Source organism: Pseudodesulfovibrio cashew (genome assembly GCF_009762795.1).
In the GTDB taxonomy this organism is placed as follows: domain Bacteria; phylum Desulfobacterota; class Desulfovibrionia; order Desulfovibrionales; family Desulfovibrionaceae; genus Pseudodesulfovibrio; species Pseudodesulfovibrio cashew.
Genome location: NZ_CP046400.1, coordinates 3,536,348 through 3,560,806 on the forward strand (window position 1 = coordinate 3,536,348; position 24,459 = coordinate 3,560,806).

22 protein-coding genes and 2 tRNA genes are annotated in these 24,459 nt (G+C 59.7%); 5 read left to right on the forward strand and 19 right to left on the reverse strand.

Annotated elements, in window-relative coordinates:
* Positions 1-68: 68 nt before the first annotated feature.
* From GM415_RS16205 to GM415_RS16240, 8 genes are all read right to left on the reverse strand, one after another.
* Positions 69-162: transfer RNA gene (locus GM415_RS16205), tRNA-Ser, on the reverse strand.
* Between the two features lie 86 nt (positions 163-248).
* A complete protein-coding gene (gene der / locus GM415_RS16210) occupies positions 249-1,748 on the reverse strand; it encodes a ribosome biogenesis GTPase Der (RefSeq protein ID WP_158950021.1) in 1,500 nt (499 codons plus the stop codon).
* A gap of 128 nt (positions 1,749-1,876) precedes the next feature.
* Entirely contained in the window at positions 1,877-4,201 is a 2,325-nt protein-coding gene (locus tag GM415_RS16215) for a methyl-accepting chemotaxis protein (protein WP_158950023.1), read from the reverse strand.
* Positions 4,202-4,376: 175 nt separating this feature from the next.
* Entirely contained in the window at positions 4,377-5,429 is a 1,053-nt protein-coding gene (gene mtnA / locus GM415_RS16220) for an S-methyl-5-thioribose-1-phosphate isomerase (RefSeq protein WP_158950025.1), read from the reverse strand.
* 75 nt (positions 5,430-5,504) lie between these two features.
* A complete protein-coding gene (gene gatB, locus GM415_RS16225; protein ID WP_158950027.1) occupies positions 5,505-6,938 on the reverse strand; it encodes an Asp-tRNA(Asn)/Glu-tRNA(Gln) amidotransferase subunit GatB in 1,434 nt (477 codons plus the stop codon).
* Between the two features lie 11 nt (positions 6,939-6,949).
* Positions 6,950-7,600 (reverse strand): DUF4254 domain-containing protein, encoded by a 651-nt coding sequence (locus tag GM415_RS16230; RefSeq protein ID WP_158950029.1) that lies wholly within the window; start codon positions 7,598-7,600, stop codon positions 6,950-6,952.
* Positions 7,593-8,897, reverse strand: a complete 1,305-nt coding sequence (locus tag GM415_RS16235; protein WP_242012280.1) for an MltA domain-containing protein — start codon at positions 8,895-8,897, stop codon at positions 7,593-7,595. Before GM415_RS16235 ends, GM415_RS16230 begins: the two co-directional genes overlap by 8 nt.
* Before the next feature lie 38 nt (positions 8,898-8,935).
* Positions 8,936-10,702 (reverse strand): ARMT1-like domain-containing protein, encoded by a 1,767-nt coding sequence (locus GM415_RS16240; protein ID WP_158950033.1) that lies wholly within the window; start codon positions 10,700-10,702, stop codon positions 8,936-8,938.
* A 262-nt stretch (positions 10,703-10,964) separates the two neighbouring features.
* On the opposite strand from GM415_RS16240, the gene GM415_RS18215 reads away from it, so the two are divergent.
* Together GM415_RS18215 and flgM are read left to right on the forward strand one after the other, a co-directional pair.
* The gene (locus tag GM415_RS18215) at positions 10,965-11,375 is read left to right on the forward strand and encodes a DVU0524 family FlgM-associated protein (RefSeq protein WP_199244365.1); all 411 of its coding nucleotides are present in this window, start codon (positions 10,965-10,967) and stop codon (positions 11,373-11,375) included.
* 31 nt (positions 11,376-11,406) lie between these two features.
* Positions 11,407-11,721, forward strand: a complete 315-nt coding sequence (gene flgM / locus GM415_RS16250) for a flagellar biosynthesis anti-sigma factor FlgM (protein WP_158950035.1) — start codon at positions 11,407-11,409, stop codon at positions 11,719-11,721.
* Between the two features lie 22 nt (positions 11,722-11,743).
* Here the strand turns inward: flgM and fliW are convergent, their stop codons facing one another.
* From fliW to GM415_RS16305, 11 genes are all read right to left on the reverse strand, one after another.
* Positions 11,744-12,163 (reverse strand): flagellar assembly protein FliW, encoded by a 420-nt coding sequence (fliW, locus tag GM415_RS16255; RefSeq protein WP_242012282.1) that lies wholly within the window; start codon positions 12,161-12,163, stop codon positions 11,744-11,746.
* The gene (gene csrA, locus GM415_RS16260) at positions 12,163-12,405 is read right to left on the reverse strand and encodes a carbon storage regulator CsrA (RefSeq protein WP_158950039.1); all 243 of its coding nucleotides are present in this window, start codon (positions 12,403-12,405) and stop codon (positions 12,163-12,165) included. The genes fliW and csrA overlap by 1 nt, the downstream gene beginning before the upstream one ends.
* Before the next feature lie 125 nt (positions 12,406-12,530).
* Entirely contained in the window at positions 12,531-14,192 is a 1,662-nt protein-coding gene (flgL, locus tag GM415_RS16265) for a flagellar hook-associated protein FlgL (protein WP_158950041.1), read from the reverse strand.
* 11 nt (positions 14,193-14,203) lie between these two features.
* Positions 14,204-16,339, reverse strand: coding sequence for a flagellar hook-associated protein FlgK (gene flgK, locus GM415_RS16270; RefSeq protein ID WP_158950042.1), 2,136 nt, complete (start codon positions 16,337-16,339; stop codon positions 14,204-14,206).
* Positions 16,340-16,819 carry a flagellar export chaperone FlgN gene (gene flgN, locus GM415_RS16275; RefSeq protein ID WP_158950043.1) on the reverse strand — a complete coding sequence of 160 codons (480 nt, stop codon included), beginning with the start codon at positions 16,817-16,819 and terminating at the stop codon, positions 16,340-16,342.
* 76 nt (positions 16,820-16,895) lie between these two features.
* Positions 16,896-17,618, reverse strand: a complete 723-nt coding sequence (locus GM415_RS16280) for a rod-binding protein (protein ID WP_158950044.1) — start codon at positions 17,616-17,618, stop codon at positions 16,896-16,898.
* 1 nt (position 17,619) lies between these two features.
* Positions 17,620-18,735, reverse strand: coding sequence for a flagellar basal body P-ring protein FlgI (locus GM415_RS16285; RefSeq protein ID WP_422393768.1), 1,116 nt, complete (start codon positions 18,733-18,735; stop codon positions 17,620-17,622).
* Between the two features lie 85 nt (positions 18,736-18,820).
* Positions 18,821-19,528, reverse strand: coding sequence for a flagellar basal body L-ring protein FlgH (locus GM415_RS16290; RefSeq protein WP_158950046.1), 708 nt, complete (start codon positions 19,526-19,528; stop codon positions 18,821-18,823).
* A 15-nt stretch (positions 19,529-19,543) separates the two neighbouring features.
* Positions 19,544-20,542 (reverse strand): flagellar basal body P-ring formation chaperone FlgA, encoded by a 999-nt coding sequence (gene flgA / locus GM415_RS16295; protein ID WP_242012283.1) that lies wholly within the window; start codon positions 20,540-20,542, stop codon positions 19,544-19,546.
* A 43-nt stretch (positions 20,543-20,585) separates the two neighbouring features.
* Positions 20,586-21,368: a flagellar basal-body rod protein FlgG gene (gene flgG, locus GM415_RS16300; protein WP_158950050.1), complete on the reverse strand. Its 783-nt coding sequence runs from the start codon at positions 21,366-21,368 to the stop codon at positions 20,586-20,588.
* A gap of 17 nt (positions 21,369-21,385) precedes the next feature.
* Positions 21,386-22,162 carry a flagellar hook-basal body protein gene (locus GM415_RS16305; RefSeq protein ID WP_158950052.1) on the reverse strand — a complete coding sequence of 259 codons (777 nt, stop codon included), beginning with the start codon at positions 22,160-22,162 and terminating at the stop codon, positions 21,386-21,388.
* A 214-nt stretch (positions 22,163-22,376) separates the two neighbouring features.
* Between GM415_RS16305 and GM415_RS16310 the strand changes: the two genes are divergently transcribed.
* The 3 genes from GM415_RS16310 (at position 22,377) to nusA (ending at position 24,454) form a co-directional block, all read left to right on the forward strand.
* Positions 22,377-22,452 (forward strand) — tRNA-Gly (locus GM415_RS16310).
* A gap of 92 nt (positions 22,453-22,544) precedes the next feature.
* Entirely contained in the window at positions 22,545-23,003 is a 459-nt protein-coding gene (locus GM415_RS16315; protein ID WP_158950054.1) for a ribosome maturation factor RimP, read from the forward strand.
* An 86-nt stretch (positions 23,004-23,089) separates the two neighbouring features.
* Positions 23,090-24,454, forward strand: coding sequence for a transcription termination factor NusA (gene nusA, locus GM415_RS16320; protein ID WP_199244306.1), 1,365 nt, complete (start codon positions 23,090-23,092; stop codon positions 24,452-24,454).
* Positions 24,455-24,459 lie beyond the last annotated feature (5 nt).

Consider the following 24,459-nt stretch of genomic DNA (forward strand, 5'->3'; position numbering starts at 1 on the left):
TCCAGATATCAACCGCTCTCGGCAAAAAACAAAAGGGCTTGCAGCATTCGCTGCAAGCCCTTGAAATATGGCGGAGAAGGAGGGATTTGAACCCTCGTATGAGTTTTACGCCCATAACACGCTTAGCAGGCGTGCGCCTTCAGCCAGCTCGGCCACTTCTCCGGCTTGATCCAGGATGCGTCTCCGTACCCCGGTCAAGAAGAATTGCCCTACCCTTTTCAACCATTTCTTGTCAATAAGGTTGTCCCTTATTTGCCCTTTTTTTCCTTGGCCTCGGCCTCTTTCCTGCGTTTGCTCTTAAGGGCCTTGTACTTGGTCTCATGACGGCGCGTCTTGGCTCCGCCGATACGTTCCCTGCCCGGGCCGCGCTTGCCGATACCGGAGATGCCCCGGCTCTTTTCCCATTCCTTCTTGTCGTGGCTGGAACGGAAGACCACATTCACCGGCGCGGTCTTGATACCGAGCATCTTGCGGAACTGATTCTCCAGATAGCGGGCATAGGACTGTTTGACCAAGGTATGATCGTTGCAGAAAAAGACGAAAGTAGGAATGTCCTCGTCTGCCTGGGTAACATAGAAAAACTTGGGCCTGCGTCGCTTGACCACCGGGGGTTGCTGACGCTCCAGCACGGCCTGGAGGGATCGGTTCAGCAAACCCGTACCGATACGAATTTCGCACTCCTGACGCATGGCCTCGGCCATGGGCAGCAGTTTGCCGATACCCACCCCTTTGTGCGCGCTGGTCATGACAATGGGCACGTGGGGCACGATGCGCAGTTCGCGCCGAAAGGCCTCCAGCGCCTGGTTGGTCTCATTGCGAGGCACCAGGTCCGCCTTGTTGACCACCACGATGAAAGGCACCTTCTCCCGGGCCAGAAATTCGATGAGCCGCTTATCCTGCCGCCCCACGCCCAGAGTAATGTCAATGGTCAGAATGGTCACGTCGGACCGCTTGGAGTTCTTCAACGCCCGGATGACGCTGATCTTCTCCAGGTGATCCTGAATATTGGCCCGCCTGCGCACCCCGGCGGTGTCAACGAAGGTATACCGCTTATTCTTCTTCTCGAAGGTGACGTCGATGGAGTCGCGAGTGGTTCCGGCCACGTCCGAGACGATAAGCCGGTCCTTGCCGATGATGGCGTTGATGATCGAGGACTTGCCCGCATTGGGACGGCCCAGCATGGTCAGCTTGAGTCCGCGCTCCACGCCGTCATCCTCGTCCGCCGGCATGTCCAGATCCACCACGAAACGGCGCACACGATCACGCACGTCCGGGAGATTATAGCCGTGTGCCGCGGAAACGGGCAGCAGCTCCAGCCCCAGCGAATGGAACTCGGCGGTCATCTCGGCGGCGAACTCGTCGCCGTCCACCTTGTTGACCAGCATCAGCACCGGCTTGCCCGAGCGGCGCACATACTCGGCGGCCTGCTCGTCCAGCGGGGTGAGCCCCTCCTTGCCGTCCACCACAAAGATGATGGCGTGGGCTTCCTCGATGGCCTCACGCGCCTGCTCGAAGATCTCGTCCTCGAAATCCTTGGACAACTCGGGCGTGGCCTCGGACTCCAGACACATGCCGCCGGTGTCGACAAGGTCGAAGCGAACGTCGCCCATCCGGCACTCGCCGTAGATGCGGTCGCGCGTCACCCCGGGCATATCGTGGGTGATCGACCGCGACTTGCGCAGCAGCCGATTGAAAAGAGTGGACTTGCCCACATTGGGGCGTCCCACCAGGGCGACGATAGGCAGCATAACGATTTCTCCGGAATAGTTGTTTGCGGGAAGGAAAATCCCGCGCTCCCTTCAGGGGAAGCGCGGGAGTACCGTACCTTGAATTGAATGTCGAGGCAATTCTCGACGATGACTTACCTCCGAAACGGCTAGCTGCCCGCCATGCTCTCGATTACACCGTTGAGTCTGGAGGCCAGGGAGGCCAGTTCCTGGATGGCTCCGGTGGTCTCTTCCATAATTCGGGAGGATTCAATGGCTACATGGTTGATCTCGTCAGTGGCCCGATTGATCTGCTCGCTGGTGGCGGACTGTTCCTCGGCTGCGGCCGCGATGGCCCGCACCCTGTCGGAAGCGGCCTCCACGCCTGCGACAATCTCCCGCAAGGCATCGCCGGAATCTCCGGCCAACGTGGTGCTCCGGGCGACGGCCTCCACCGCAGAGTCGGTGGCCTGCACGTTTTCCTGGGTCATGGCCTGAATCTGGGTAATGGCGTTGCCCACCTCGCTGGTGGCGTTCATGGTCTTTTCCGCCAGCTTGCGGACCTCGTCGGCGACCACGGCAAAGCCTCGGCCTGCGTCGCCCGCCCGGGCCGCCTCGATGGCGGCATTGAGCGCCAGCAGGTTGGTCTGGTCGGCAATGTCGGTTATCACCTCGAGGATCTTGCCGATATCGGCGGCGTGCTTGCCCAGGGCCTGCATGGAGGACTTGAGGTTGTCGGCCTCGGCCTGCACTTCGCCCACGGCTTCGATGACCTGCCTGACGATATCCTCGCCCCGACGAGCGTGCTCCCTGGCCTGGTCCACCTCGGAAGCGGACAGACCGGCGTTCCGGGCCACTTCAAGCACAGTGGCGTTCATCTGTTCCATGGCGGTCGCGGTCTCCGACGCCCGGTTCTTTTGGGTGTCAGCTCCGGCCTGGGCCTGTTCAATCTGCGCAGACAGCTCTTCCGCCGCACTGGACAGATAGTGAGAGATTTCCTCCGCCTCGGTGGCGGCTTCGGAAATACGCTGGTTCTGCTCCTCGATGAGCTTCTGTTGGGTCCGTATTTCGGTCATGTCGATCAGGATGGAAAGCGATCCCAGCAATTCACCGTCCATGTCGTAAAACGGCGTCACTGTTACCAGGATATTCTTGTCCACGCCCGAAGGCATGCCGATTATCACTTCTTCGCTGAGACGGCGCTTCTCGCGAATGGCGTGGTGAGACAATGTCTCCCTCTCGGCATCGTGATAATAAAACTCGCCCGCCGTCATGCCGACATAGGCATCCGGTTCCTTTTCCCTCTCCAGAATGTCGAGCAGTTCCTGATTGAGCCACATCATGTTGAAATCCGCACCGATGAGCCCGCAGGGCAGGACCATCCCTTCCAAAACTCCCTCGGAAAAGCCGAGCTTGGTCTTGAGCTCGCCGACCATGGCCTGAATCTGCTCCGACAATGTCTTGAATTCGAAATGGAAGGACCCGTTCAGTTCGGTGTCGAGATCACCCTTGGCGATACCCGAGGAATACTCGAGGATGCGCTGCACCGGCCCAATCACAAGCCTGCGGACAAAAAGGACCATGATCGCAATGAGCAGAAGAGCGACGCCCACCGCGCCCATGGCGAGATAATTGCGCTGCGTATATGCGGCGCGGACCATATCGTCCTCAAAGGCGCTCATGACCACAACCCAACCGGTTTTCGGCTGGGTCCTGAATACCATGAACTTCCTCCGGCCCTGCCATTCGTAATAGGTGCTGCCGTCCTTGCTCTCCAACGCGGTTTGCACAAAATCTTCAGAAGAGTAATCCTTGAGGAACAGGCTTCTGTCCACGCCATGCGCGATGAAGCGTCCCTTGGCATCCAGCATGTAGGCGTACCCGGTGCCGCCCGCGACCCGGCAGGGGTCGATGAAACGCGAGGTGAAATTCTCCCACTTGGGGAAAAGGCCCACACCGCCGATGATGTCGCCATTATGATCGTAGATGACGTGCGCGGCGGCGAAAATCATGATGCCGCCACCACTCTTGGAGATCAGAATATCCCTGGAAAGGAACAAATCACTCTCCCCGGAAAGAATGGCTTTAACATACCCGCGATCCGAGCGGTCGGCGCCCGCCATGTGCGTACCCTTGGCATTGTAGCCCGCAACCACCCGGCCATTCTTGTCAAAGGCGAAAGCCGCCCAGTAGCGATCCGTACTGTCCAACAGATCCTTGAACAGCCAATCCGCCTCCAGCGGATCGCCTCCATTCAAGGCGTTTGCCACTGCCTGCTGCGAGGCGAGCATCCGGGTCATGTCCCCGGTCTGCGCCATGTACTCGTCCAGGGCGGCCATGGCCTGATTGACAACATTGCCCATGGACGACTTTTCCTCGTCTTCCAGCACCTTGTAAGTACTGTTGCCAACCCACCACACTCCCAGGGCGGCAGTGACCAGTATCACGGCCGCGATAAGAAGCGTAATCGCGGAATTAACACTTTTGAATCCCATACATCCCTCTTTGGTAATTGCCACAACTGCCGACTTGCGACGCCATTAACAAGAACCCCGTCTCCTTCTTCCCCAAACAACCATACCTATTCTCGCCCATTTATGAAAGTTTTCAATTATAACACAAAAAAGGCGGCCAAAATGGCCGCCTTTTTTGTGTTTATGCAAAATTCGTCTATCCTTCCGGGTACTCTTCAAAGAGTTTCTTGATAGCTTCCTTGTATGGCGGATACAGAACACCCTTCTCGGTGATGATGCCCGCAATCAGTTCGTTGGGCGTCGGGTCGAAGGCCAGGTTGTATACCTCCACTCCCTCGGGCGGAATGCGGTGGTCACCGATGTGCGTCACTTCCCGGGGATCACGATCCTCAATGGGGACGTCATCACCGGTGGGAGTCTCGGGGTCGATGGTATACTGGGGGGCAGCCACATAAAACGGAATGTTGAAACGGTCCGCCAGCACGGCCACACCGAACGTGCCGATCTTGTTGACCGCGTCACCATTGGCTGCGATGCGGTCAGCGCCGACGACCACCTTGTCCACCAGGCCGCGCTTCATGAGCAGTGCGCACGCGTTGTCGCAGGCGACTTTCACCGGGATACCGTCCTTGTGCAATTCGTACGCGGTCAAACGCGCACCCTGCAAAAACGGACGGGTCTCGTTGGCGATGACCGACACCTTTTTGCCCTGGTCGATGGCACCGCGCACCACGCCCAACGCCGTACCGTACCCGGCGGTGGCCAGAGCCCCGGCGTTGCAATGGGTCATGATCGTGTCGCCGTCGTCCATCAGCTCGCCGCCGAACTTGCCGATCAGCTCGCACATCTCGATGTCCGCCGCATGAATCTCCTTGGCCCGCTTCAGCCAGGTGGCCAGCAGTTCCTCCAGGGAGACATCGCCCGCCTCTTTCCACACGCGGCGCATCTCGCGCACGGCCCAGCGCAGGTTGACCGCCGTGGGTCTGGCGTCGTGAATCTGGTCGAGCTTCTTCTCAAGATTGGCCTTCCAGTCACCGTCCATGCCCTGAACCTCGCGGCCCGCCAGGTAGCAGCCGTAGGCAGCGGTCACGCCGATGGCCGGAGCGCCGCGCACCACCATCACCACCAGGGCGTAGCAGATGTCGTCGGTAGTCTTGCACTCGAACCAGTCCTCCCGGTTGGGCAGGTACCGCTGGTCAAGCAGGATCAAAGCGTCTTTCTCGTCGGAAAACTGAATATGTTCGGTCATGTGTGGTGCCTCCGTCGGCTGAGGGGAATGAGAAGAGGTGAACCTTACTTACAAGGGGTCCCGCCGACTTCTTCCCTACGAAAGTTTCTTTTGAATGAGCTGGGTGACGATGCCGGGGTTGGCCTGGCCCTTGGAGAGACGCATGACCTGGCCCATGAAGAAACCCATGAGCTTGGTCTTGCCGCCCTTGTAGGCTTCCACCTCGCCGGGATTGTCGGCCAGCACCTTGTCGACCATGGCTTCCAGCTCTCCGGTGTCGGACATCTGGACCAACCCCTTGGCCTTGACGTATTCCGCAGGGTCATCGCCGGACTCGCACAGGTCGCGGAAGGCGTCCTTGCCGATCTTCACGGAGATGGTGCCGTCGTCCACCAGTTTGAGCAACGCGGCCATCTTCTCCGGGGAGAGCTTGCAGTCGCATGCCTCGGTTCCGGTGTCATTGCAGAACGGCAACAATTCGCCCACCACCCAGTTGGTAACCTTCTTGGCCTCGCCGCCGTAGGCCTCCACGGCCTCCTCGTAATAGTCGGCAACAGCCAGCTCGCCGGTCAGCAGGGCCGCGTCGTAATCGGCCAGCTTGTACTCGTCAATGAACCGCTCGCGCTTATCCGTGGGCAGTTCGGGCAGTTCGGACTGCCAGCGGGCCACCCAGTCCTCTTCAAGCACCAGCGGGACCAGATCCGGGTCCGGGAAATAGCGGTAGTCGTGGGCCTCTTCCTTGCCGCGCATGGAGTGAGTAGTGCCCTTTTCCACGTTATAGAGCCTTGTCTCCTGCACCACCTTCTCGCCGTCCTCCACCAGATCGATCTGGCGCTCCACCTCGTACTCGATGGCCTTTTGGATGTGCTTGAAGGAGTTGAGGTTCTTCAACTCGGCGCGTGTGCCGAACTCTTCCTGCCCGTAGGGACGGACAGAAACGTTGGCGTCGCAGCGGAAGCTGCCCTCCTCCATGTTGCCGTCGCAGATGCCCAGGTAAAGCAGGATGGACCGGAGCTCCTTGAGGTAGGCAACGGCCTCCTCGGCGGAGCGCATGTCCGGCTCCGAGACGATCTCGATGAGGGGCACGCCGGTGCGGTTGAGGTCCACGAAACTGGCGTTGTCGGCAGCGGAGTGGATGTTCTTGCCCGCGTCCTCTTCCATGTGGATACGGGTCAGGCCGATACGCTTCTTCTCGCCCTCCACCTCGATGTCCACGTGACCGTGCTCGCAGATGGGCAGCTCGAACTGGGAAATCTGGTATCCCTTGGGCAGATCGGGATAGAAATAGTTCTTGCGCGCGAACACGGACTTGAGATTGACCTCGCAGTTGGTGGCCAGTCCCATCTTGGCGGCGAACTCGGCCACCTTCTCGTTGAGCACGGGCAATACACCGGGCATGCCGGAGCACACGGCGCACACGTTCTCGTTGGGGTCCACCCCGAACTTGGTGGAACAGGAGCAGAAAATCTTGGACTCCGTCTTGAGCTGCGCGTGCACCTCAAGACCGATAACGGTTTCGTAGCGGGACATCTTGCTTCTCTCTATTTCTTGTTGCCGTACAATTCCGGGTTCAGAGCCGGATCATTGTACATCTTGAACTGGAAGTACACCTTGGGCTTTTTGGTCCCGGCGGCGTATTCGTCGATGAGTTCGAGGACCGCGCGTTCCAGGTCCTCGTGCTGGCGTTGCAGAGTCAGAACCTTGGTGTTGCAGCGGTCCCGGTGCGCCTCGTCCACGTCCTTCCGGTTGCACTGCTCTTTCATGTGATAAATCTTGAGCGCCTGGATGGACAGCCTGTCCAACGCGGCCCCCACGGTCTCGGTGTTGTACCGCTCCGGCGCGTCTGCGGGAAGCAGCGGCGCGAGCATGCTGATCAGACACTCGTCCACGCGTTCGATGAGGTCGTTACGCTGCTGGTTGAGCCCGTCGATGGCATACTTGCAATCCGCGATGACCTTGGCGTCCACATCCTTGCGGCGGGCGCGGTCTTCCACGTGCCAGAGCTGAAAATTGGCCCAATGCTGGCGTCCCGCAAGCTCGCGGAACCCCCTCACGCCGCTCAGGTCATCCGCAGGTGCACCCTCGTCGTCATAGACGGGTTCGCCGAAGTGCCAGTCCATTACAGAGCGGGTCTGATGCGTGATGGCGTCCTGAATGGTTTCCTTGATGGTCTCTATTGTCATGTCAGCCATTGATGAGTGCTTCCTTGCTGATGAGAAGATAGACGGTGGCTTCGGTCATGATGCTGCTGGCCACGGGCTCCACCTCGTTGCCCTCGCCAATGTAGTAATCGAGCCTCGGTCCGCGGATGGCGGAGCCGGTATCCTGGGCCAGGCCGATGCCGGCCACGGTCCGCTTACCCACGGCCCGGCCGTTCTGGGCCTGAGGAATCTCGGCGCGAAACGCCAGCAGGCTGCCAAGCGGCAGGAGCTTCCGGTCTGTAGCCAGCGAAACCATCGGCGTCAACGGCTTTCCGATGGTCCCCTCCGGCGGCGTATCCTCCAACCGGAAGAAAACATAGGATCTATTCTCGGCCATAAGCTGAAACATCTTTTCGGGATGCTTGGCGAAATATCCCTTGACGTGCTCCTTGGAAAGCTTGCCCCTGGGCAGCAGTCCCTTGGCATGCAGGATCAGCCCCAGGCTGCGGAAAGGACGCCCGTTCTTGGCCCCGTATAGGACATTGCGGGAGGTGCCGTCCGGTAGCCGCAGCCGCCCCGCGCCCTCCACTTGCATATAGAACACGTCCACGGGATTCCTGGCCCAGGCTATCTCGAGCCCGCGTCCGTCGAGGACGCGACGCACATCCATGTCCGCCCGCTCGTAATACGGCAGCACCCGCCCCTTTTCCACGCGGTAAAACCCGCGCCTGCCACGAACCGTGCCGTAACGGAGGTCCGAGGGGACACCGTAGATAGGGTATTCATATCCGGGCTGCCGGGTCAGGCTGGCCTCGATCTCAGGCGTGTAATAGCCGGTCATGAGCGGCTTCTTGTGCATGCCATACCAGACGAATCGGTTGGACAGCAGCTCGGGATGCTCGTCGAGATGCGGCAGCAGATCGAGAAACTCCTCCAGGCTGCGCACCACCTGCGCCCAGGTCAGGGACATGCCGGGCCGGGCCAGGGCTGGCCGGTCCTGAGGCATGTTCAGGGCGTACTCCAGGCTCCGCTGCACCGGGCTCGCCAAGGCGGTCCAGGAGGTCAGCCCCTGACTCTTGATGTCGATGTCGATGGGCTTGCCGCCGTTTGTGCCCGAAAGCGGAAAAAAAAGATCGCAAACCGGGAGTACCGCAGGTTCGCGGACCGGCGGCAGGGTCGCCCCTTTGGGCGCGTCGGGACTGCACACGCCGACCACCCGGTCGGTCTGCGCACCTTCGGGCGGCGTCTCCGCCTCGCCGCGAAAGACCCCGGGCTCCTTGACGCAGGCGGCCAACATCACGAGACATACCGCTGCCAGAAGCCCCACCTGGAGCCATCCGGCGCGCACAACGCGTTTTCCAGTTCTCATCATCCGGTCCAGTTCAATCAGATTCCACACGAATCAATGGCCACATCACAGAATTTGCCCACACCGTACTCCCTCCTCCGGAAAAACTTTTCCGGGTTGGGTCCGATGATCTGCAATTCGGGATAGGCCTTCTGGACGTCCAGCGCGATATGCATCTCCTTGGTACAGCCCGTGGAGTACGTGGCGTCCTTGCCCACCCAGACGGGGGGCACCTTCCGGCCCATCAACTCGAAGCTCTTTTCAATATCGAAATACGTCTGAAAACGCCAGACGTTGATATACCCGCTTCGCTGTACCTGTTCCCACATGAACATGAGGTCGTCCGCGTCCATCCCCTCCTCGAAGTGCTCGCCGGGATTGATGATGTACGCGTCGTCCAGCTGCCCTCGCAAATGATCCACGTAGGTGGAGATGATCTCGATGGCTTCCTTGGTCCTGCCCGGCACGCTGCCGATGATGCCGGAATAGAACATGACCGTCTTGCCATTCTCCCGAGCCCAGCGCATCTCCCGGATGATCTCCTCCGCCTTCTGGGTGATGTACCGTTCGCTGAACTTGTGCTCGGATTCCGGTTTGGGACGGAAATCCATGTGGAACGTCCCCTCCGGGTCACGGTAGAAGCTGGCTATATCCCGGGTGAAATCGTGGCTCGCGTCGATGAGCCGGTTGTGCATGGACTTGCCCTTGGCGATGATCAGGTCGCACTCCTTCCAGGCCCGGGCAAAGGTCACTGAGAACCGGTACGGGTTGAAGCGCTCCCTGGTGCCGTCGGAAATAACCACGAACTGGTGCTTGGCCATGATCGCCAACAACTCGTTCTTGGTGAGCCGGTCCTCGCTGACGAAATACGCTCCGTTGAACCGCTCGGCCACAACTGGATCGTGATCACGGTCCCAGTATACGGGCCACTCGAAGAAGAAGCCTTCCTTCAGCGCGACCACCACCCGGTGGCCCTGCCGGAGCAGCGCCTTGACCACTTCAAGATCGAACATGAGTCCGCCGGCCCGGTTGGGAATGTAGAGAATGCGCTTGGGCGCGTCACCATCACGGCTGAGGGCATCGCACAGCGGCTTGAACATGTCGCCGCTGCTGCGGATTTCGCCGTCGATGTCTGCCTGCTCCAGCGCCGACTCGTCAAAGGACTCCGGCGACCAGTTGTCCGTCAACGTGGAGAGACGCATGAGCCGCTCCACCTCCAGCATGTCCAGGTGGTGGCGCAGTTCGTCCATGCGCGTGCATGTCTCCACACCCTCCAGGCAGGAGTTGACCATGCGGTCGAAGGTCTCGCTGTCCACGATACGCGCCGCCCGCCGATTCAAAGCGCGCCGTATCTGGCGGTATGGGTCGTCGATGCCCGACTGGGTCATGAAGATGGTCACCAGCCGCTTCATCAGCCGCGACGGGATGACGATGGGCGAAGCGAGCACCATACGGAACTTGTGCCGGGCCAACTGGATGAACCGGCTGGCCAGCTTCCGCTCGGAGCAGAAATTTCGTGTCAGACGAATGAAGGCCTTCCATTGGGCGAGATACTCGGCCAAGAGCTCGTCGGGCAACCCTTCGGACAGGAGCATTCGGAACATCCGGTCCGAGCACGGCGCGTAAAAATCGCCGTTTTCCAGTGCCAACATGAACCGAAGCTGCTCCATGGAGCCGTTCTTGTCCGGATCGATGGAGTACTCCAGGTGGTTCTCGGTCATGAAATGCAGGAGCAGCGCGTCCAGGGCCACGTCCTTGCCGTAGCGTACGTCCTGGGCCGATTCAAAATCACGGTCAAACCCCATGCCTTCCCTCCGCCCGGCCACCGTTTCGTCGTTGTCGGTCCGGGCTCTGTTTTGCGTCATCATTCGGCGGGTTAAGAATTTCCCGACTTCTCGTCGGTACAGGTATATTTTTTATTTAAAATTACAAAAACATTCAACCTTTTTAGATTTTTCTCAGCCGTTCAGAATGAAACAAGTGGCCCTTATCTGGATTTTTTTCCGGTTTGCCCCTAAAGTTGTTTCCACCATGGCCGATACTAACAATCAAGGAAGGACTAAAACTGTGAATACTCAATCGGCCAGAATACGCAACATGCTGCGCACCTATGGGAAGCAGCTGACCAGCGCGAAACGGCTGGCCCGTTTCAAGCAGGCAATGGATGCGTCGCCGCCGCCGGATGATGCCGCAAAGCGGGCCAAGCGGAGGCAAATGGTTGAGCGCATTGCGCATGAGGTCATTGAAAACCTGATCGTCAACACGGAGCATTCGCCCGTGGTGGCCGCCATCCTGAATCAAATGGAGGCGGAGTTCGGCCAGCGGTTCATTTTCGAATATCCGCTGGACGGAGGAGACGTTCAGATATTACGGGATACGCAGCAAGGTCCGCAGGAACTGACGGGCGACGCCCGCAACAAGGTCATGAGGCGGCTGTGGGAAATAACATTGTCAAAGGTTGACGACACAATGCTTTGACATTCCCGATAACCATCGGGAGGGAAGAGACATGGTCATCAAGAATATTGTAGGGGACCAGAACCCTTACGCAAACAAGAAGGTCGAGACCAAGACTCCGGCTGAAAGGCAGGAGTTGGCGAAGCAGGACACCGTTAAGACGTCAGGCGAAAACGCCGACAAGGTCGTCCTGTCCTCCGAAGCCAGACTGAGGGGCACCGCCCTTCAGACGGCCAAGGATGCGCCTGACGTCCGCCGGGAAAAGGTAGAACGTCTCAAGCAGCAGGTGCAGGACGGCACCTACAAGCCCGACGTAAAAAAGGCCGCCGCGAATCTCATCCGCGACGACCTCGATCTTCTTGTGTAAGTAGGAGTTGCCAACCCCTTGATCAACCATCGATGGGCCGATAGTGGGTGGGATAGTCCGCGTCGGTCTGAGGAACCTGAAGCCCTATCCTCGCCTGGGTGTTGATGACAATCGGCCCCTGAAGGTTGAGGGTGGTGTTTTCAGGTTTGTTTTGCGGTATGGTCACCGTTACCAGAATGGCCAGCTGCTTGACGTTTTCGATCTTGAGCGTCTTGCGATCCGGATTCTCCAGCTTCACATCATAATCCTTGAGAAACGCATACGGGTCGGCCACGAGAAGGCCGAGACCGGGATCGGTCACGCACTGCAGGAGCAGAAAAGGCGAATTATTGTCCTTCACGCTCAGGAGCGCGAATTCGCGCTTGTCCTCGAGACCGATGAGGCCGCGGGGGAAATACACGATGCCTTCGGGGCTCACTTCACGCTCGCCCAGCCTCGTCATTATTTTCTGCTTTCTATCTCTTGCCATAACGCAGCCGCCGCAAGCAGGTCCTGCTGGCTTGTTTCCAGCGCCTGCTTGTTCTGTTCCTTGATCTTCAAATACACCTCTTCCCGATAGACAGTCATGTCTTCGGGAACATCCAGGCCGATCTTAATCTGCTTCCCCTGAACGCTCAGGATCTTCAGCTTGATGTTGTCGCCCAAATATAGGCTTTCCCCCGGTCTCCGGGTCAGTATCAGCATATCGCCACCAATCGGTTACGGCTCTCGCCCTCTCTGTTACGGGCCCTCTTCCGAGCCGACTACATCACGAATCACCTCAAGTCCAGTTCATTTAAATTTCTTTAGATTTCAAATCACCGCACCCGTTAGATGAACTTACCGAGGTTGAGCTGCATAATCATGGACGTGGACCGCAGCACGGACTCGTACACAATCTGCTGCTGGGCCAACTCGGTCATCAATTCACTCACGTCGGCGTCCTCGATGGCGCTTACCAGCGAATTCTCGTTGAGCTCCAACCCCTCGACAATGGTTTCACTGATGGAGAGCCGGTTCTCACGTCCACCGATGGTGGCCATGGCGTTATTGATCTCGCTCTCGGCTTCGGAAAGATTGGCCAGGCACTGCTGGATGCCGGTCTGGTTGTTGGTCTCGGCAAATGCCACCAGGTTGCCCATGACCTCGAAGAGATTCTTGGAGTACTCGTCGTCGCCCTGAATGGAGATAGCCATCTTGGGAGCGCCGTTGGAGTGGAACACCCTGCCCGCGTTGGAACTGCCCAGGGTGAGAGCCGCCCCGCCCGCGCTCAGGACCGTGTCCGGATCCATATAGATGCCGCCGAATATGTCCTTGCCCACGCTGTTCAAGGTGATCCGCTCGCTGGAGGTGATGTCCAGTTCGATATCCGCGGACCTCGGCCTGATGACAAACTGCTGCCCCGGCTGCAACTGGTTGGTTCCGTTGGAGGCCAGGGTTAGAATACCGCCGTTGGCAACGCCCAGCGTCGCCGAGTTGGCGGAGGTGTCGGCCTGGGCCACGTTGCCCGTCACCCAGTTGATGCCACCATCCAGGGAGTAGGAATAATTGATCTCCTGGTCCATGGTCACGGCGGACGAGTTGTCGATGCGAACGGTTACGTTCTGGCTCAGAAATGAACCGGAAGCCGTTGCGGAAAGCTGCGAGACGCCGGAACCGAGCTTGTCCACCAGGGGCGGCTGGTCCTCGTCGTCGCCGATATACCGTGCCGAGGGCCTGATCCACATCCAGGTGCCGTCGGCCACCGACGGATCGTTGGGGTCGTTGTTCTTGACCACGGCATCACTGTGAAAGTCCACGCTGGTGCCGGAGGAAGGCAGGTTCAGTGTCCCCTGGGTGCCGGTGAAGGAAATGGAGCCGTCCGTAAGCCAGGTGTCGCCTCCATCAACCGAATAACGCACTCCGGCTGCGGAAAGGTTCATGTTGTCACCCACGGCCACGGTGCCGCTCTCGTCCACGAACTGGACCAGAACCGTGGTGTTGGATGAACCGTTGACGGTAAAGTCCACCGAACTGCCGAACGTGTCGTCGTTGGTGGTCAGCCACATGATCTCCTCAAAAGCCTTTCCGTCCACCTTGTGCCCGGAATAGATGGTCTTGTCCTCGAACTCCGAGTTGGACAGGCCCACGAGCTGTTCGAACAGGGAGCGCAGTTCGTAACTGATCTGTTCCCGGTTGTCGCCGTCCACGGTGCCGGTTGCGGCCTGGGTGGCCAGCTCCTTGGCCCGGGTGATGATCGTGGAGACCTGCATGAGGGATTCGTCGGCCGCGCCGAGCCAGCCCTTGGCGGTGGAAATATTCTCCTGATACTGCTCCAGAGAGCGCAGGGTGTCGCGATGGTCCAGGACGCGGGACATGCCCGTGGGGTCATCGCTGGGCTTGTTGATATTCTTCTGCGTCTGCGCCTTGAGGTTCAGATCCATCAAGGAAGTCAGCGAAGAGTTCAGGTTGTAGATGTACCTGCTGAAGAGCATCTGCTGGGTTACGCGCATATAGGCCTCCCCTACGGCTTCAGTGACAGGACGGTTTGGAGCATCTGGTCCGCCGTGGTGATGAGCTTGGCCGCCGCCGTGTACGATGCCTGGTACTTGATCAGATCACTCATTTCCTCGTCCAGGTTAACGCCCGAGACCTGCTGCTGCCGCTCGTCCAGGTCATTGGCCAGCGTGGTGTAGAAACTTGAGTTGAACTGCGCCCGGCTGGTATCGGTGCCCACGTTGCCCACCAGACTGTTGTAGTAATCCAGCAGTGTGGTGTTGGTCGTGCCCTCGGTGACCGTGTAGATGGTCACTTCGGCTTCACGCAGGTCGTACATGGCCAGGGCTGTGGTGTTGTCGCCGGCGTTCATCTCGCCAGCCCCGTTCACATGGCCCGTCATCAGGTAGTCGAGATCGCTCGACACCTTTTCGTTGACCAGCATGTCATCCGGCGAGGAGCCCTTGAAGAACGTGTTGATGCCCAGTGCCGCCATGAGTCCGCTGCTGTCCGTGCCGAAGGCAAAGGAGTAGCCGTCCTCGGCCTCAAGCTGGAGCTTGTTGTTGACGATAGAAGCGGTGACCATGCCGGGGAATGTGGTGTTGAAAGCGTCCCGGACGTCCTCCAGAGTATGGGTGTTCGGATCGAAGGTGGAACCGCTGCCGAAATCCAGGGCCGCGGACGAGGTCAACAGACCGGTGGACTCATTGTAGACGTAGACGAACGAACTGCCGGATTGGAGCTTGTCGCCGAAGGCCAGCCCGGTGGAATCCGAGGCCAGCGCCTTGCCGGTATCGTTGACCCCGTAGGTACCCAATGTGGTGGTGTACGTCTGAAGTCCGGCCCCCTGACTGCATCGGCGGTTGGTCTCCCAGATGACGCCTTCTGCCAGGTTATCAAGCTTTTCCCGGTACTTGCCCACGTAGCTATCGCGGAAGCTGAGCAATGCCGCCAGGCTACCGCCGGTGAGGCGCTTGGAGTTCTCCTCGCCGTTGAAATGAAGCTGGGGGGTGATCTCTTCCTTATGGGAGGTGTTCTCCACCCAGTAGAGGCCCTGATGCGGGCTGATCACATAACGATCCCCTTCCTGGAACTCGCCCGAGGTCGAGCCCTTGGAATTGGTATCCGAACCGAACCAGATGGACAGCCCTTCCACATTGACCCGTCCGTCGTATTCGCGGGCGTAATAGTGCTTTTCGTTGCCATCCTCGTCGGCAAGCCAGGTCACCCCGCCGTCCAGAGACACCCTGAACTGGGCGGAGTCTGTCCCGGTGGTCACCGGCCCGGAAGTGGAGCTTCCCGAAGAGGAAGCCAGAAATTCGATGGTGTACTCGAAGTCGTCGCTGCCTTCGTAATAAATGTCGCCCTCGAAGGTCGAGGCGGGACGCAGGTCCTCGGTCTTGGTGGCCGCGTTGAATTCGAGTTCGAAATGAGTCGCCCCGTCCACCAGGTTCTGCCCGGCGGTGGTCATGACCGTGAAATCCCCGCCCCCGTTGTCGATGGTCTTGATGTCCAACAGCTCGCCCAGGGCGCGGACCTTGCGGGCCCGCTCATCGAGGAGAGTGTTGGCGTTGTTCTGACCTTCGATATGATGGATCTGGATTTCGTTGTTCAGGTCGGCAATATCGGCCATGAGCTGGTTGGCGTCGTTCACCTCATCCTGAATGGAGGAGTTGATCCGCTGCTGCATCAGGGACAGATCGTCGTCGATCTGCTTGAGGGTGGAGACCAGGGTCGCCGCGTCGTTGACCACGGTCTGGCGTGCACCGTAGTTCTCGGGCCGCTGGCTGACCTCGTTCCAGGAATTGAAATACTGGGAAAGCGCGTCGCTCAACCCTTCGCCGCTGGCCTCGTTGAACAGGCTCTCCACGCCCTGCAACTGTTCCCAAAGGCTGCCCCACTTGTCCTTGAGCGACGCCTGCTCCAGGTACATCATCTCCACCATCTCATCGAAGTCGCGGGCCACGCTGGTGGCCTTGACGCCCGTGCCCAACTGGCCAGGGGTGTAATCGATGTACGGGCCTTCCTCCAGGTTCACGGAACGGCGGGCATATCCCTCGTTGTTGACGTTGGATATGTTCTGGCCGGTGACCTGGAGCTGCACCTGGGACGCAAAGAGCGCCCAGCGGCCCATGTCGAGAATGGAGTTGGCGCCGAAGGACATTTAGAGCCTCCCGGTCAACAACCGCGCAGAGCTTGCCGCCTTGGCGTAGCGTCCGGTGGCGGCGTAGGCGTGGGTATTCTTGGGCTTGATCTGGTTGTGCATGAAGTCGAGCAGGCTCTTTGACTGGTCGAACAGGGCCATGGCCATCTGATTGTTCTTGGCGGCCTGGGTCCCGCACTTCTGCTCGGTCTCGTCGAGCATCTTGAGCAACTGCATGAAGGTCTGCCGGGTCTCGTCGTCCATCAGCGGGTAAAGGTCGCGGACGCGGGCGGCATTCTTGACCAGAGCCCCGACCCGACGGCGCAGGGAAGCACGTTCCACGGCGATCTGGCGCATGAGTTCCTGGATGGAAAGTTCCACCTGGGAAACCGACTGGGGATTGGATTGCATGAGGCGGGAAAATTCTTCCTCAAGCAGCAGGAGTAGCAGCAACAACGCCTTATTCTGCCTGACCAAATTTTCCTCTATAAGCCGGAACATGGCATCCCCCTTCTCTTTCAACTTGCTGTTATTCTTTATTCTTCTTTAGAAACACCCCGCTTCTCACATGGTGGGGCTACCCGATTTTTGCAAGTTTCCGGCCAACTTGTCCGGCAGTGTCCCGGTCCTTGAAACTTTCCTGAACGGAAGCAGTCCTGCCCAGCAGACCGTCCTTGATCCGTTCGGCCTCCAGCTTGCGGGCAAGCTCGTCCAGGCGTGCCTTGACGTCCACGTCGCTCAACCTGGGTGTTGCCGCCTTGGTCCTTTCAGGCTCGGCTGCCGCAACGGTCGGGGCTTCCCCCTTCTCCTCGGCGGCACCGCCCCAGTCCTCCAAAGTCATGCCCTGCTTTCCCGTGGAAAGGGGGATGGGCTTCTTGCCGGAATCAAGCGCAATGGGCTCCGCCGCCAGCGGCTTGATGCTTACCGCGCCTGACAGCGCGTCGCGGCTGGTCTCCTTGAGCTTCTGGCTGAGCTGATCGTAGATCATGTCCGCCAGACCGATGCCTCCGGACTGAGCCATCTTCTCCGCAAAGTCACGGTCGAACATGCCCGTGTACTGCTCCTCCTGCTTGGAGTGCAGATAGCCTTCCTTGGGCACGGTGGACTTCATGCCCTGCCACAGCTTGGAAATGAAGACCGCCTCGAAGTTCTGGCACGCCTGGCGAAGCGCCTTTTCCTTGTTCCCGGAACTGTCCGTCAGGCGTTGCTTGAGGCCGTCCATCTCCTGCTTGAAGCGGACCACCTCGCTGGTGTCCGAGGCCTGCTTGGCCAGGATCTGCGGATCGATTCCCATGGTCATGCTAGATCACCTCCACTTCCGCGTGCAGCGAGCCCGCGGCCTTGAGCGCCCGGATGATGGAGATCAAATCGCGCGGCGCGGCTCCGATGGCGTTGAGTCCGTCCACCAGCTCCTGCAGGGTCGCGCCCTCCATGAGCATGAGCGGATTGTTCTGTTCGTTGACCTGAAGATCGGTCTCCGGCGTGGTCACAGTGGTACCGTCGGAGAACGGTCCGGGTTGGCTGACGTTCTGGGTTTCGGAGATGACAATCTGGAGATTGCCGTGGGCCACCGCCACCTTGGACAGGCGGACGTCCTGGCCGAGCACCACGGTGCCGGTCTTCTCGTCCACCACCACGCGGGCCTTGCCGTCAGGCGAAATGCTGAGATTCTCCAGGGAGGCCATCAGCGGAACCATGTTGCCACGGAATCTGTCGGGCAATTGCAGCTCCACGGTGGAGATATCCTTGGCCGAGGCGAAATCGCCGCCCATGGCCGCGTTGATCTTGCGCACCACCTGCATGGTCGTGCCGAAATCTCGCACGGTCAGGTTCACGGTCATGTGATCCTGATTGTTGAACTTGAAGGGAACGGCCCGCTCGACAACCGCGCCGTTGGGAATCCGGCCGACGGTGGGGATATTCTTCTGAGCCGTGGCGGCCGCGCCCGCAGCGGTGAAACCGCCGATGGTCAACGAGCCCTGGGCCACGGCGTAGACCCGTCCGTCAAGCCCCTTGAGCGGGGTGACCAGCAGGATGCCGCCGAGCAAGCTCTCGGCATCGCCCAGAGAAGAGACCGTGACGTCCAGTTGCGAGCCGGGCTTGGAAGATACCGGCAGCTTGGCAGTGACCATGACCGCGGCCACGTTCTTGGGCTTGAGGTCATCGGGGTCCGCTTCCACGCCCATCTTCTCCAGCATGTTGGACATGGAGCGCATGGTGAAGGTGGACGAGGTGCCGTCGCCGGTGCCGGCCAGACCGACAACCAGGCCGTACCCGACCAGTTCGTTGGTCCGCACCCCGCTGAAGCTGGCGATGTCCTTGAGCCTGGCCGCCGAAGCGGTGGCGGGTGCAAGGAGCGCCATGACGAAAAGCAGGAGCGCGAAAAGCAGGGCTGCGGAAGCAAGCGCCCTGGCCATGTCTCCGGCTTCGTTCGATATACTATGCTGCTTGGTGATCATGTCCGTACTCCACGGTCTCTAGGTCTGCGTGCCATCCCGTTCACTAGAAGGGATAAATGTTGTCCAGAATGCGCGACAACCAGCCGGGCTTCTGCTTGTCGGCCAGTACGCCCTGGCCGTAGATTTCGATCTGCGCCTCGGCCAGATTGTCCGAAGAGATGGAATTGGCCGAATCGATATCCCGCTGCCGGATCAGGCCGCGCACAACCAGGAACTGTGTCTCGGCGTTGACACGGATACGGCGGGCCCCCTCCACCTGAAGTAGGTTGCCGGGCAGCCTACGCACGATGCGCGTGGCCACGGTGGCCTCGAAGGTAGATTCCTGCTTTGTCTCGCCGGTGCCGGAAAACTCCGAAGACTGGGCGGCGCCGACATCGGCCCCCACCTTGGCTCCCAGGACGGAGCCGAGCGGAACGCTGCCGATCAACCCGGCGCTGGGCAATGCCGTGATCGAGTTGCTCACGGTATTGTCCTTGTCCGCAGTGGTCTCGGACTTCAGCTTGGTGGTGGTGGAGTCCGCGACCTTGACGAGGACAATATCGCCGACGCGACTGGCGCGGTTATCGTCATAGAGGAACTCGGACCGATTGGAGTCGAACAGGGAGCCGGGGTTGGCCGCCGGGTCCTGGACCTCGTAGGCAGGAGGCGTCAGCACGGGCATGGGCTGTTCCTCATACTTGGGCGCACATCCGCCCATGGACAGTCCCGCCAGCAGAATGGCCGCAACGGCGATCAATACGTGATTTCTCATGACACTACTCCTTGGCTACCGGACCATAACCGTGTCGGTATCGATCACGGTCGCCAGCACTGTCTTCTTGCTTTGCAAATTACGAACCGACACCTGCTGTCCCCTGCCCGCTTCACCCAACGCCTCGGCCTTGATGGAAAGCTGGACGCGCTTGTTGCGGTAGACCAGAGTGACCCGCTCGCCCTTCTCGATGAGCGGCACCGGCTCCAGATGACTTTTGGTGAAAGGCTGGCCGCGTCCCAGAGTCCGGGTCATGCGCCAGGGGCCGCCGGTTCCGTCCCACAGCTCGGGCGTATAGGCCAAGTTGGCCCGCCGAAAGGATATCTTGTCCTTGCTCAGGCGCTCGAATCGATTGAGCGGCCTGGCCGCCACAGGGACCGCCTTCCACACGTTGAGGAAGACGGAGCCGGCCTTGCTGGACAGGACCTTGCCGTCCGGAGAGACGGCCTTCATCCGAATCTGGTTCCGACCCGGTCGGATATCGTCACCCAGTTCAATGTTCAGCGTGTCGTAAGCATTGTCGAAAAAATATTGGAGCGGCAGGCGGAGTTCCTTGAATTCGATGTCTCCACCCAGATCACGGGCCCGAGGTGTCAAAAAAGCGACGACGCGGGCACGAAGCTCTTCCCCCGTCAGAACGGCCCCACCGGTCTGAACGGTAAGCTGGCTCGGCAGAACCAGATTATTCACCTTATCGCCCAGATAGTATTTCAAGACTTTGTAGAGCTTGTCCCTGTCAGCCATGATCGGGCGCCCGGACTTGTCGGAGGCTTGCCAGAGCTTGATGCCTGCCAGAGTGCGCCAGGTGCGGGCGTCCACTCCAGGCGCGGGGTCGGCGATTTCTCCAAGCAGGACGACGGGCCCCTTCACGCATGCCGCGCTCCTGACCACAGCGCGCCAGTCGCCACCGGATCCGGCCGCACCGATAAAGGTAGCGGAACCGAGCACCAACACGCAGGTCAAGGTCATAACGCACAATATGGGCCGCAGACGTATTCCGAGCTGTTTGGTCATCGCCATATCCTCATCCCCTTTCCGGCATTATCCCGAATCATGCCTATCGCTTGATGTTGATGGCCGTCTGGAGCATGCCGTCCGAGGTGGTAATCGCCTTGGAGTTGATCTCGTAAGCGCGCTGGCCCACGATCAGGCCGACCATCTCGTCGACCATCTCCACGTTGGATCCCTCTAGGAAGCCCTGCGCCAGGGTGCCGAAGTTCTCATCGCCGGGGGTACCGGCCACTGCGTCACCGGAGGCCTCGCTTTCCCGGTAGAAATTGCGTCCGATGGCGGTCAGCCCGGACGGGTTCTGGAAGCGGTAAATATCGATGTCGGCCTCGGCGAGGGTGGTGCCGTCCTTGTCCAGGGCGGCGATGTTACCGGTCTCGGTAACGACCACGGAGGACGTCTCCGCCGGAACGGTGAATTCCGGCTGCAGCACGTGCCCGCCCGAGGTGACTACCCGCCCCTGGTCGTCCAGCTTGAAGGAACCGGCGCGGGTGTAGACCATCTCGCCGTTCATATCGACCTGGAAGAAGCCTTCGCCCTCAATGGCTATGTCCAGCGGGTTGCCGGTGTTCTTGAAGTCGCCCTGGGTGAAGAACTTGTGCACCGTCACGGGACGGACGCCCATGCCGATCTGCATGCCCACGGGGAGCCTGCCACCGGCCTGGTTCTCGGTTCCCGCGATCTGGAGGGTCTGGTACATGAGATCCTCGAACTCGGCGCGGGATTTCTTGAAGCCGGTGGTGTTGACGTTCGCCAGGTTGTTCGACAGGGTGTCGATGTGTGTCTGCATGGCGACCATACCGGTCGCGGCAGTCCAAAGGGAGCGCATCATTTTCGATATCCTCCTGATTATCCTGTTATCCTGGATAATTTCGTGATCATATTTCTATCCAACTGGTCCGTGGACTGAAGCATTTTCGCGTACATGGCGAAGGTTCGCTGGGTCTCGATCATGGAAACCATCTCGGTGACCACCTCCACGTTGCCTTTCTCCAGGAAGCCCTGGCTGACCACCAGATCGTCCGGCGGCTGCTCCGCGGCACCCTCCGGGGCGCGGTACATGTTGCTGCCCACGCGCTCCAGCCCTCCCTGGTTGTCGAATTGCACGAGGTCAAACGTGCCGGAGGCCACACCATTGATCGAGACGTTACCGCCATCGTCCACCGTGACCTGGGCTCCGGGCGGAACGTTCAACGCTCCTCCGCTGACCATGACGGGATAGCCCTGCTGATTGACCAGGGTACCGGCGGCGTCCACGAGAAAATTGCCCGCGCGGGTGTAGAGCATGCCCTCCGGGGCCTGGATCTTGAACAGCCCTTCCCCGCTCAGGGCAAGGTCAAGCTGGTTGCCGGTCTTCTGCATCGGCCCCTGGGTGAAATCGATGTTCTGCTCCGAAAGACGCGGTTTGGCCATGATGTCCGGACTGGGGAAAAGGTCCTTGTCCCGCAGGAAGGTCTTCGTGGTCACCACGTTGTCATGGGCGAACCGGGTGAAGACGTCATGGAAGGCCATGGAGTCCTTCTTGAACGCGGTCGTGTTCACGTTCGCCAAATTATTGGCGATGGATGACATCCTCATTTCATTGGATAAAGCGCCGAACAAGGCACTCAAACTACTGTCGCGCATAGTGCGATCCTCCTGTTCGCAGGGGGTTTTGCACTATGCATGCCAAGACTACCGGCCATTTATCCGCCGCCTCTGAGCACAGCATCCCGCTGGCGAAATACTTGATAAAATACCAGCCACGCATCTTTGATATACAAAGGGAAGCAACGGCGCCCTCCGCTCTTTTGACAGGTTGACATTCGCCTGCGTTATGTATAAATAGGCTCGTTTCCAAGCGGGTGTAGCTCAGCTGGTAGAGTACAAGCTTCCCAAGCTTGGTGTCGCGGGTTCGACCCCCGTCACCCGCTCCATTGCCTTTCGCAGGAACATTTTCGTCCCTGCGGGGTTCGCGAAGGTGAGCTCGGGCTCACCTTTTTTATTTGTCGCAAAGAGCAGGAATGATATGCCCGGAACCTTTGAAGAAACACTGGCCGAACTGATCCGCCCTGAGGTGGAGGCGCTCGGCTGCGGGCTGTGGGGCCTGACCGCGCCCACCAAGGGCAAGAAGCGTATCATAAGGATATATATCGAGTGCGAAGACGGCGCGACCATCGACAAATGCGCCGAGGTCAGCCGCCAGGTGGGGATCATGCTCGAAGTGGAGGACATCATCCCTGGGGCGTTTACCCTGGAGGTCTCCTCGCCCGGCCTGGACCGCCGCTTCTTTTCCACGGAGCAGATGAGCGATTACGTCGGCAAGCAGGTTACGGCCCAGACGTATGAACCGTTGGACGGCCGACGCAAGTTCACGGGCGCGCTCAAGGAAGCCGGGGACGGCAAGTTCACCCTGGACATCGACGGGGAAGACGTCACCCTGCATTGGACCGACCTCAAGCGGGTCAACCTGGTTTACGAATTTTAAGCATTACCACCAGGTAACACACAGAGATACAAGCACTTCTCACAAAGACACCACGGGGTTGCCGGTGTGAGAAGCGGAGGTTCATCATGTCGGAGCTGAAAAAAGCCATCGACCAGATTAGCAAGGACAGGGGCATCGACCGAGACCTGCTCATCGACACCCTGGAAGAAGCCGTGCGTTCTGCGGTCGCCCGCAAGTACGGCGACACCATGGACATCGAAGTCGCCTTCAACGAGGAAGGCGGAGAGATCGAGGTGTTTGAGTTCAAGGTCGTCGTGGAGGAGGTCCACGACCCCATCAGCGAAATTTCCCTGGAGGACGCCCGGGAGCATGATCCCAATGCCCGCATCGACGATGAAATGGGCTTCCCGGTCAAGGTCGAGGACCTGGGCCGTATCGCCGCGCAGAGCGCCAAGCAGGTTATCATCCAGCGCATGCGCGATGCCGAACAGGAAATCATTTACGAAGAATACAAGGATCGCGTGGGCGAAATTTCGTCCGGCATCATCCAGCGCCGCGACCGCACCGGCTGGATCATCAATCTGGGCCGCACCGAGGCGCTCCTTCCCAAGGACGAACAGATTCCCAGGGAACGCTACAAACGCGGCGACCGCGTTCAGGCCTACATCATCGACGTGCTCAAGGAGTCCCGCGGCCCGCAAGTCGTCGTCTCCCGCTCGCACCCCGATTACATGGTGGAGCTGTTCAAGCGCGAAGTGCCCGAAGTGGCCGACGGAACCGTCAAGATCATGGGTGTGGCCCGCGATCCCGGACTGCGCGCCAAGGTGGCCGTCATGTCTCGCGACCGCGATGTGGACCCGGTCGGCGCCTGCGTCGGCATCCGGGGCTCCCGCATCCAGAACGTCGTCCAGGAACTCAAGGGCGAACGCATCGACATCGTGGTCTGGTCTCCGGACATCGCCATGTACGCCCAGCACGCCCTCTCCCCGGCCCTGATCTCCCGGATCACCGTGGACGAGGAGGAGGAAGCACTGGAAGTGGTCTGCCCCGACGATCAGCTCACCCTGGCCATTGGCCGCAAGGGACAGAACGTCAAGCTGGCCGCAAAGCTGCTCGGCTGGAAGATAGACATCTTCACCGAGTCCCGCTACAGCGAGCTCAACGCCGAGCGCAAGGGCATGGACCAGATCGCCGCCGTGGCCGAAGTTCCCATGGAGAGCTTCTTCGCCGCCGGATTCGAAACCATCGAGTCCGTCATCAAGGCGAGCGACGAGGAACTCCTGGCCGTCAACGGCCTGACCGAGTCCAAAATCGGCGATATTCGCGTGGCCATCAACATGCTTGCTCCCGGCATCGTCCCGGACGAACCGGAAGAGGAAGCATACGAGGAGAGCGAAGCCGAGCTCGAAGAAGAGTCGACTGAACTCGCTGAAGAGACTGAGGAAACGGAAGAATCTGAAACTCCCGCCGAAGGCGAGGAGACGAAATAGGCACC

What these genes read in the sequence shown, in the direction of transcription:
- der (WP_158950021.1), bottom strand. Translation starts at nt 1,748, where the DNA reads ATGCTGCCTATCGTCGCCCTGGTGGGACGCCCCAATGTGGGCAAGTCC.
- GM415_RS16215 (WP_158950023.1), bottom strand. Translation starts at nt 4,201, where the DNA reads ATGGGATTCAAAAGTGTTAATTCCGCGATTACGCTTCTTATCGCGGCC.
- mtnA (WP_158950025.1), bottom strand. Translation starts at nt 5,429, where the DNA reads ATGACCGAACATATTCAGTTTTCCGACGAGAAAGACGCTTTGATCCTG.
- gatB (WP_158950027.1), bottom strand. Translation starts at nt 6,938, where the DNA reads ATGTCCCGCTACGAAACCGTTATCGGTCTTGAGGTGCACGCGCAGCTC.
- GM415_RS16230 (WP_158950029.1), bottom strand. Translation starts at nt 7,600, where the DNA reads ATGGCTGACATGACAATAGAGACCATCAAGGAAACCATTCAGGACGCC.
- GM415_RS16240 (WP_158950033.1), bottom strand. Translation starts at nt 10,702, where the DNA reads ATGGGGTTTGACCGTGATTTTGAATCGGCCCAGGACGTACGCTACGGC.
- flgM (WP_158950035.1), top strand. Translation starts at nt 11,407, where the DNA reads ATGGTCATCAAGAATATTGTAGGGGACCAGAACCCTTACGCAAACAAG.
- fliW (WP_242012282.1), bottom strand. Translation starts at nt 12,163, where the DNA reads ATGACGAGGCTGGGCGAGCGTGAAGTGAGCCCCGAAGGCATCGTGTAT.
- csrA (WP_158950039.1), bottom strand. Translation starts at nt 12,405, where the DNA reads ATGCTGATACTGACCCGGAGACCGGGGGAAAGCCTATATTTGGGCGAC.
- flgL (WP_158950041.1), bottom strand. Translation starts at nt 14,192, where the DNA reads ATGCGCGTAACCCAGCAGATGCTCTTCAGCAGGTACATCTACAACCTG.
- flgK (WP_158950042.1), bottom strand. Translation starts at nt 16,339, where the DNA reads ATGTCCTTCGGCGCCAACTCCATTCTCGACATGGGCCGCTGGGCGCTC.
- flgN (WP_158950043.1), bottom strand. Translation starts at nt 16,819, where the DNA reads ATGTTCCGGCTTATAGAGGAAAATTTGGTCAGGCAGAATAAGGCGTTG.
- GM415_RS16280 (WP_158950044.1), bottom strand. Translation starts at nt 17,618, where the DNA reads ATGACCATGGGAATCGATCCGCAGATCCTGGCCAAGCAGGCCTCGGAC.
- GM415_RS16285 (WP_422393768.1), bottom strand. Translation starts at nt 18,735, where the DNA reads ATGGCCAGGGCGCTTGCTTCCGCAGCCCTGCTTTTCGCGCTCCTGCTT.
- GM415_RS16290 (WP_158950046.1), bottom strand. Translation starts at nt 19,528, where the DNA reads ATGAGAAATCACGTATTGATCGCCGTTGCGGCCATTCTGCTGGCGGGA.
- flgA (WP_242012283.1), bottom strand. Translation starts at nt 20,542, where the DNA reads ATGACCAAACAGCTCGGAATACGTCTGCGGCCCATATTGTGCGTTATG.
- flgG (WP_158950050.1), bottom strand. Translation starts at nt 21,368, where the DNA reads ATGATGCGCTCCCTTTGGACTGCCGCGACCGGTATGGTCGCCATGCAG.
- GM415_RS16305 (WP_158950052.1), bottom strand. Translation starts at nt 22,162, where the DNA reads ATGCGCGACAGTAGTTTGAGTGCCTTGTTCGGCGCTTTATCCAATGAA.
- GM415_RS16315 (WP_158950054.1), top strand. Translation starts at nt 22,545, where the DNA reads ATGCCCGGAACCTTTGAAGAAACACTGGCCGAACTGATCCGCCCTGAG.
- nusA (WP_199244306.1), top strand. Translation starts at nt 23,090, where the DNA reads ATGTCGGAGCTGAAAAAAGCCATCGACCAGATTAGCAAGGACAGGGGC.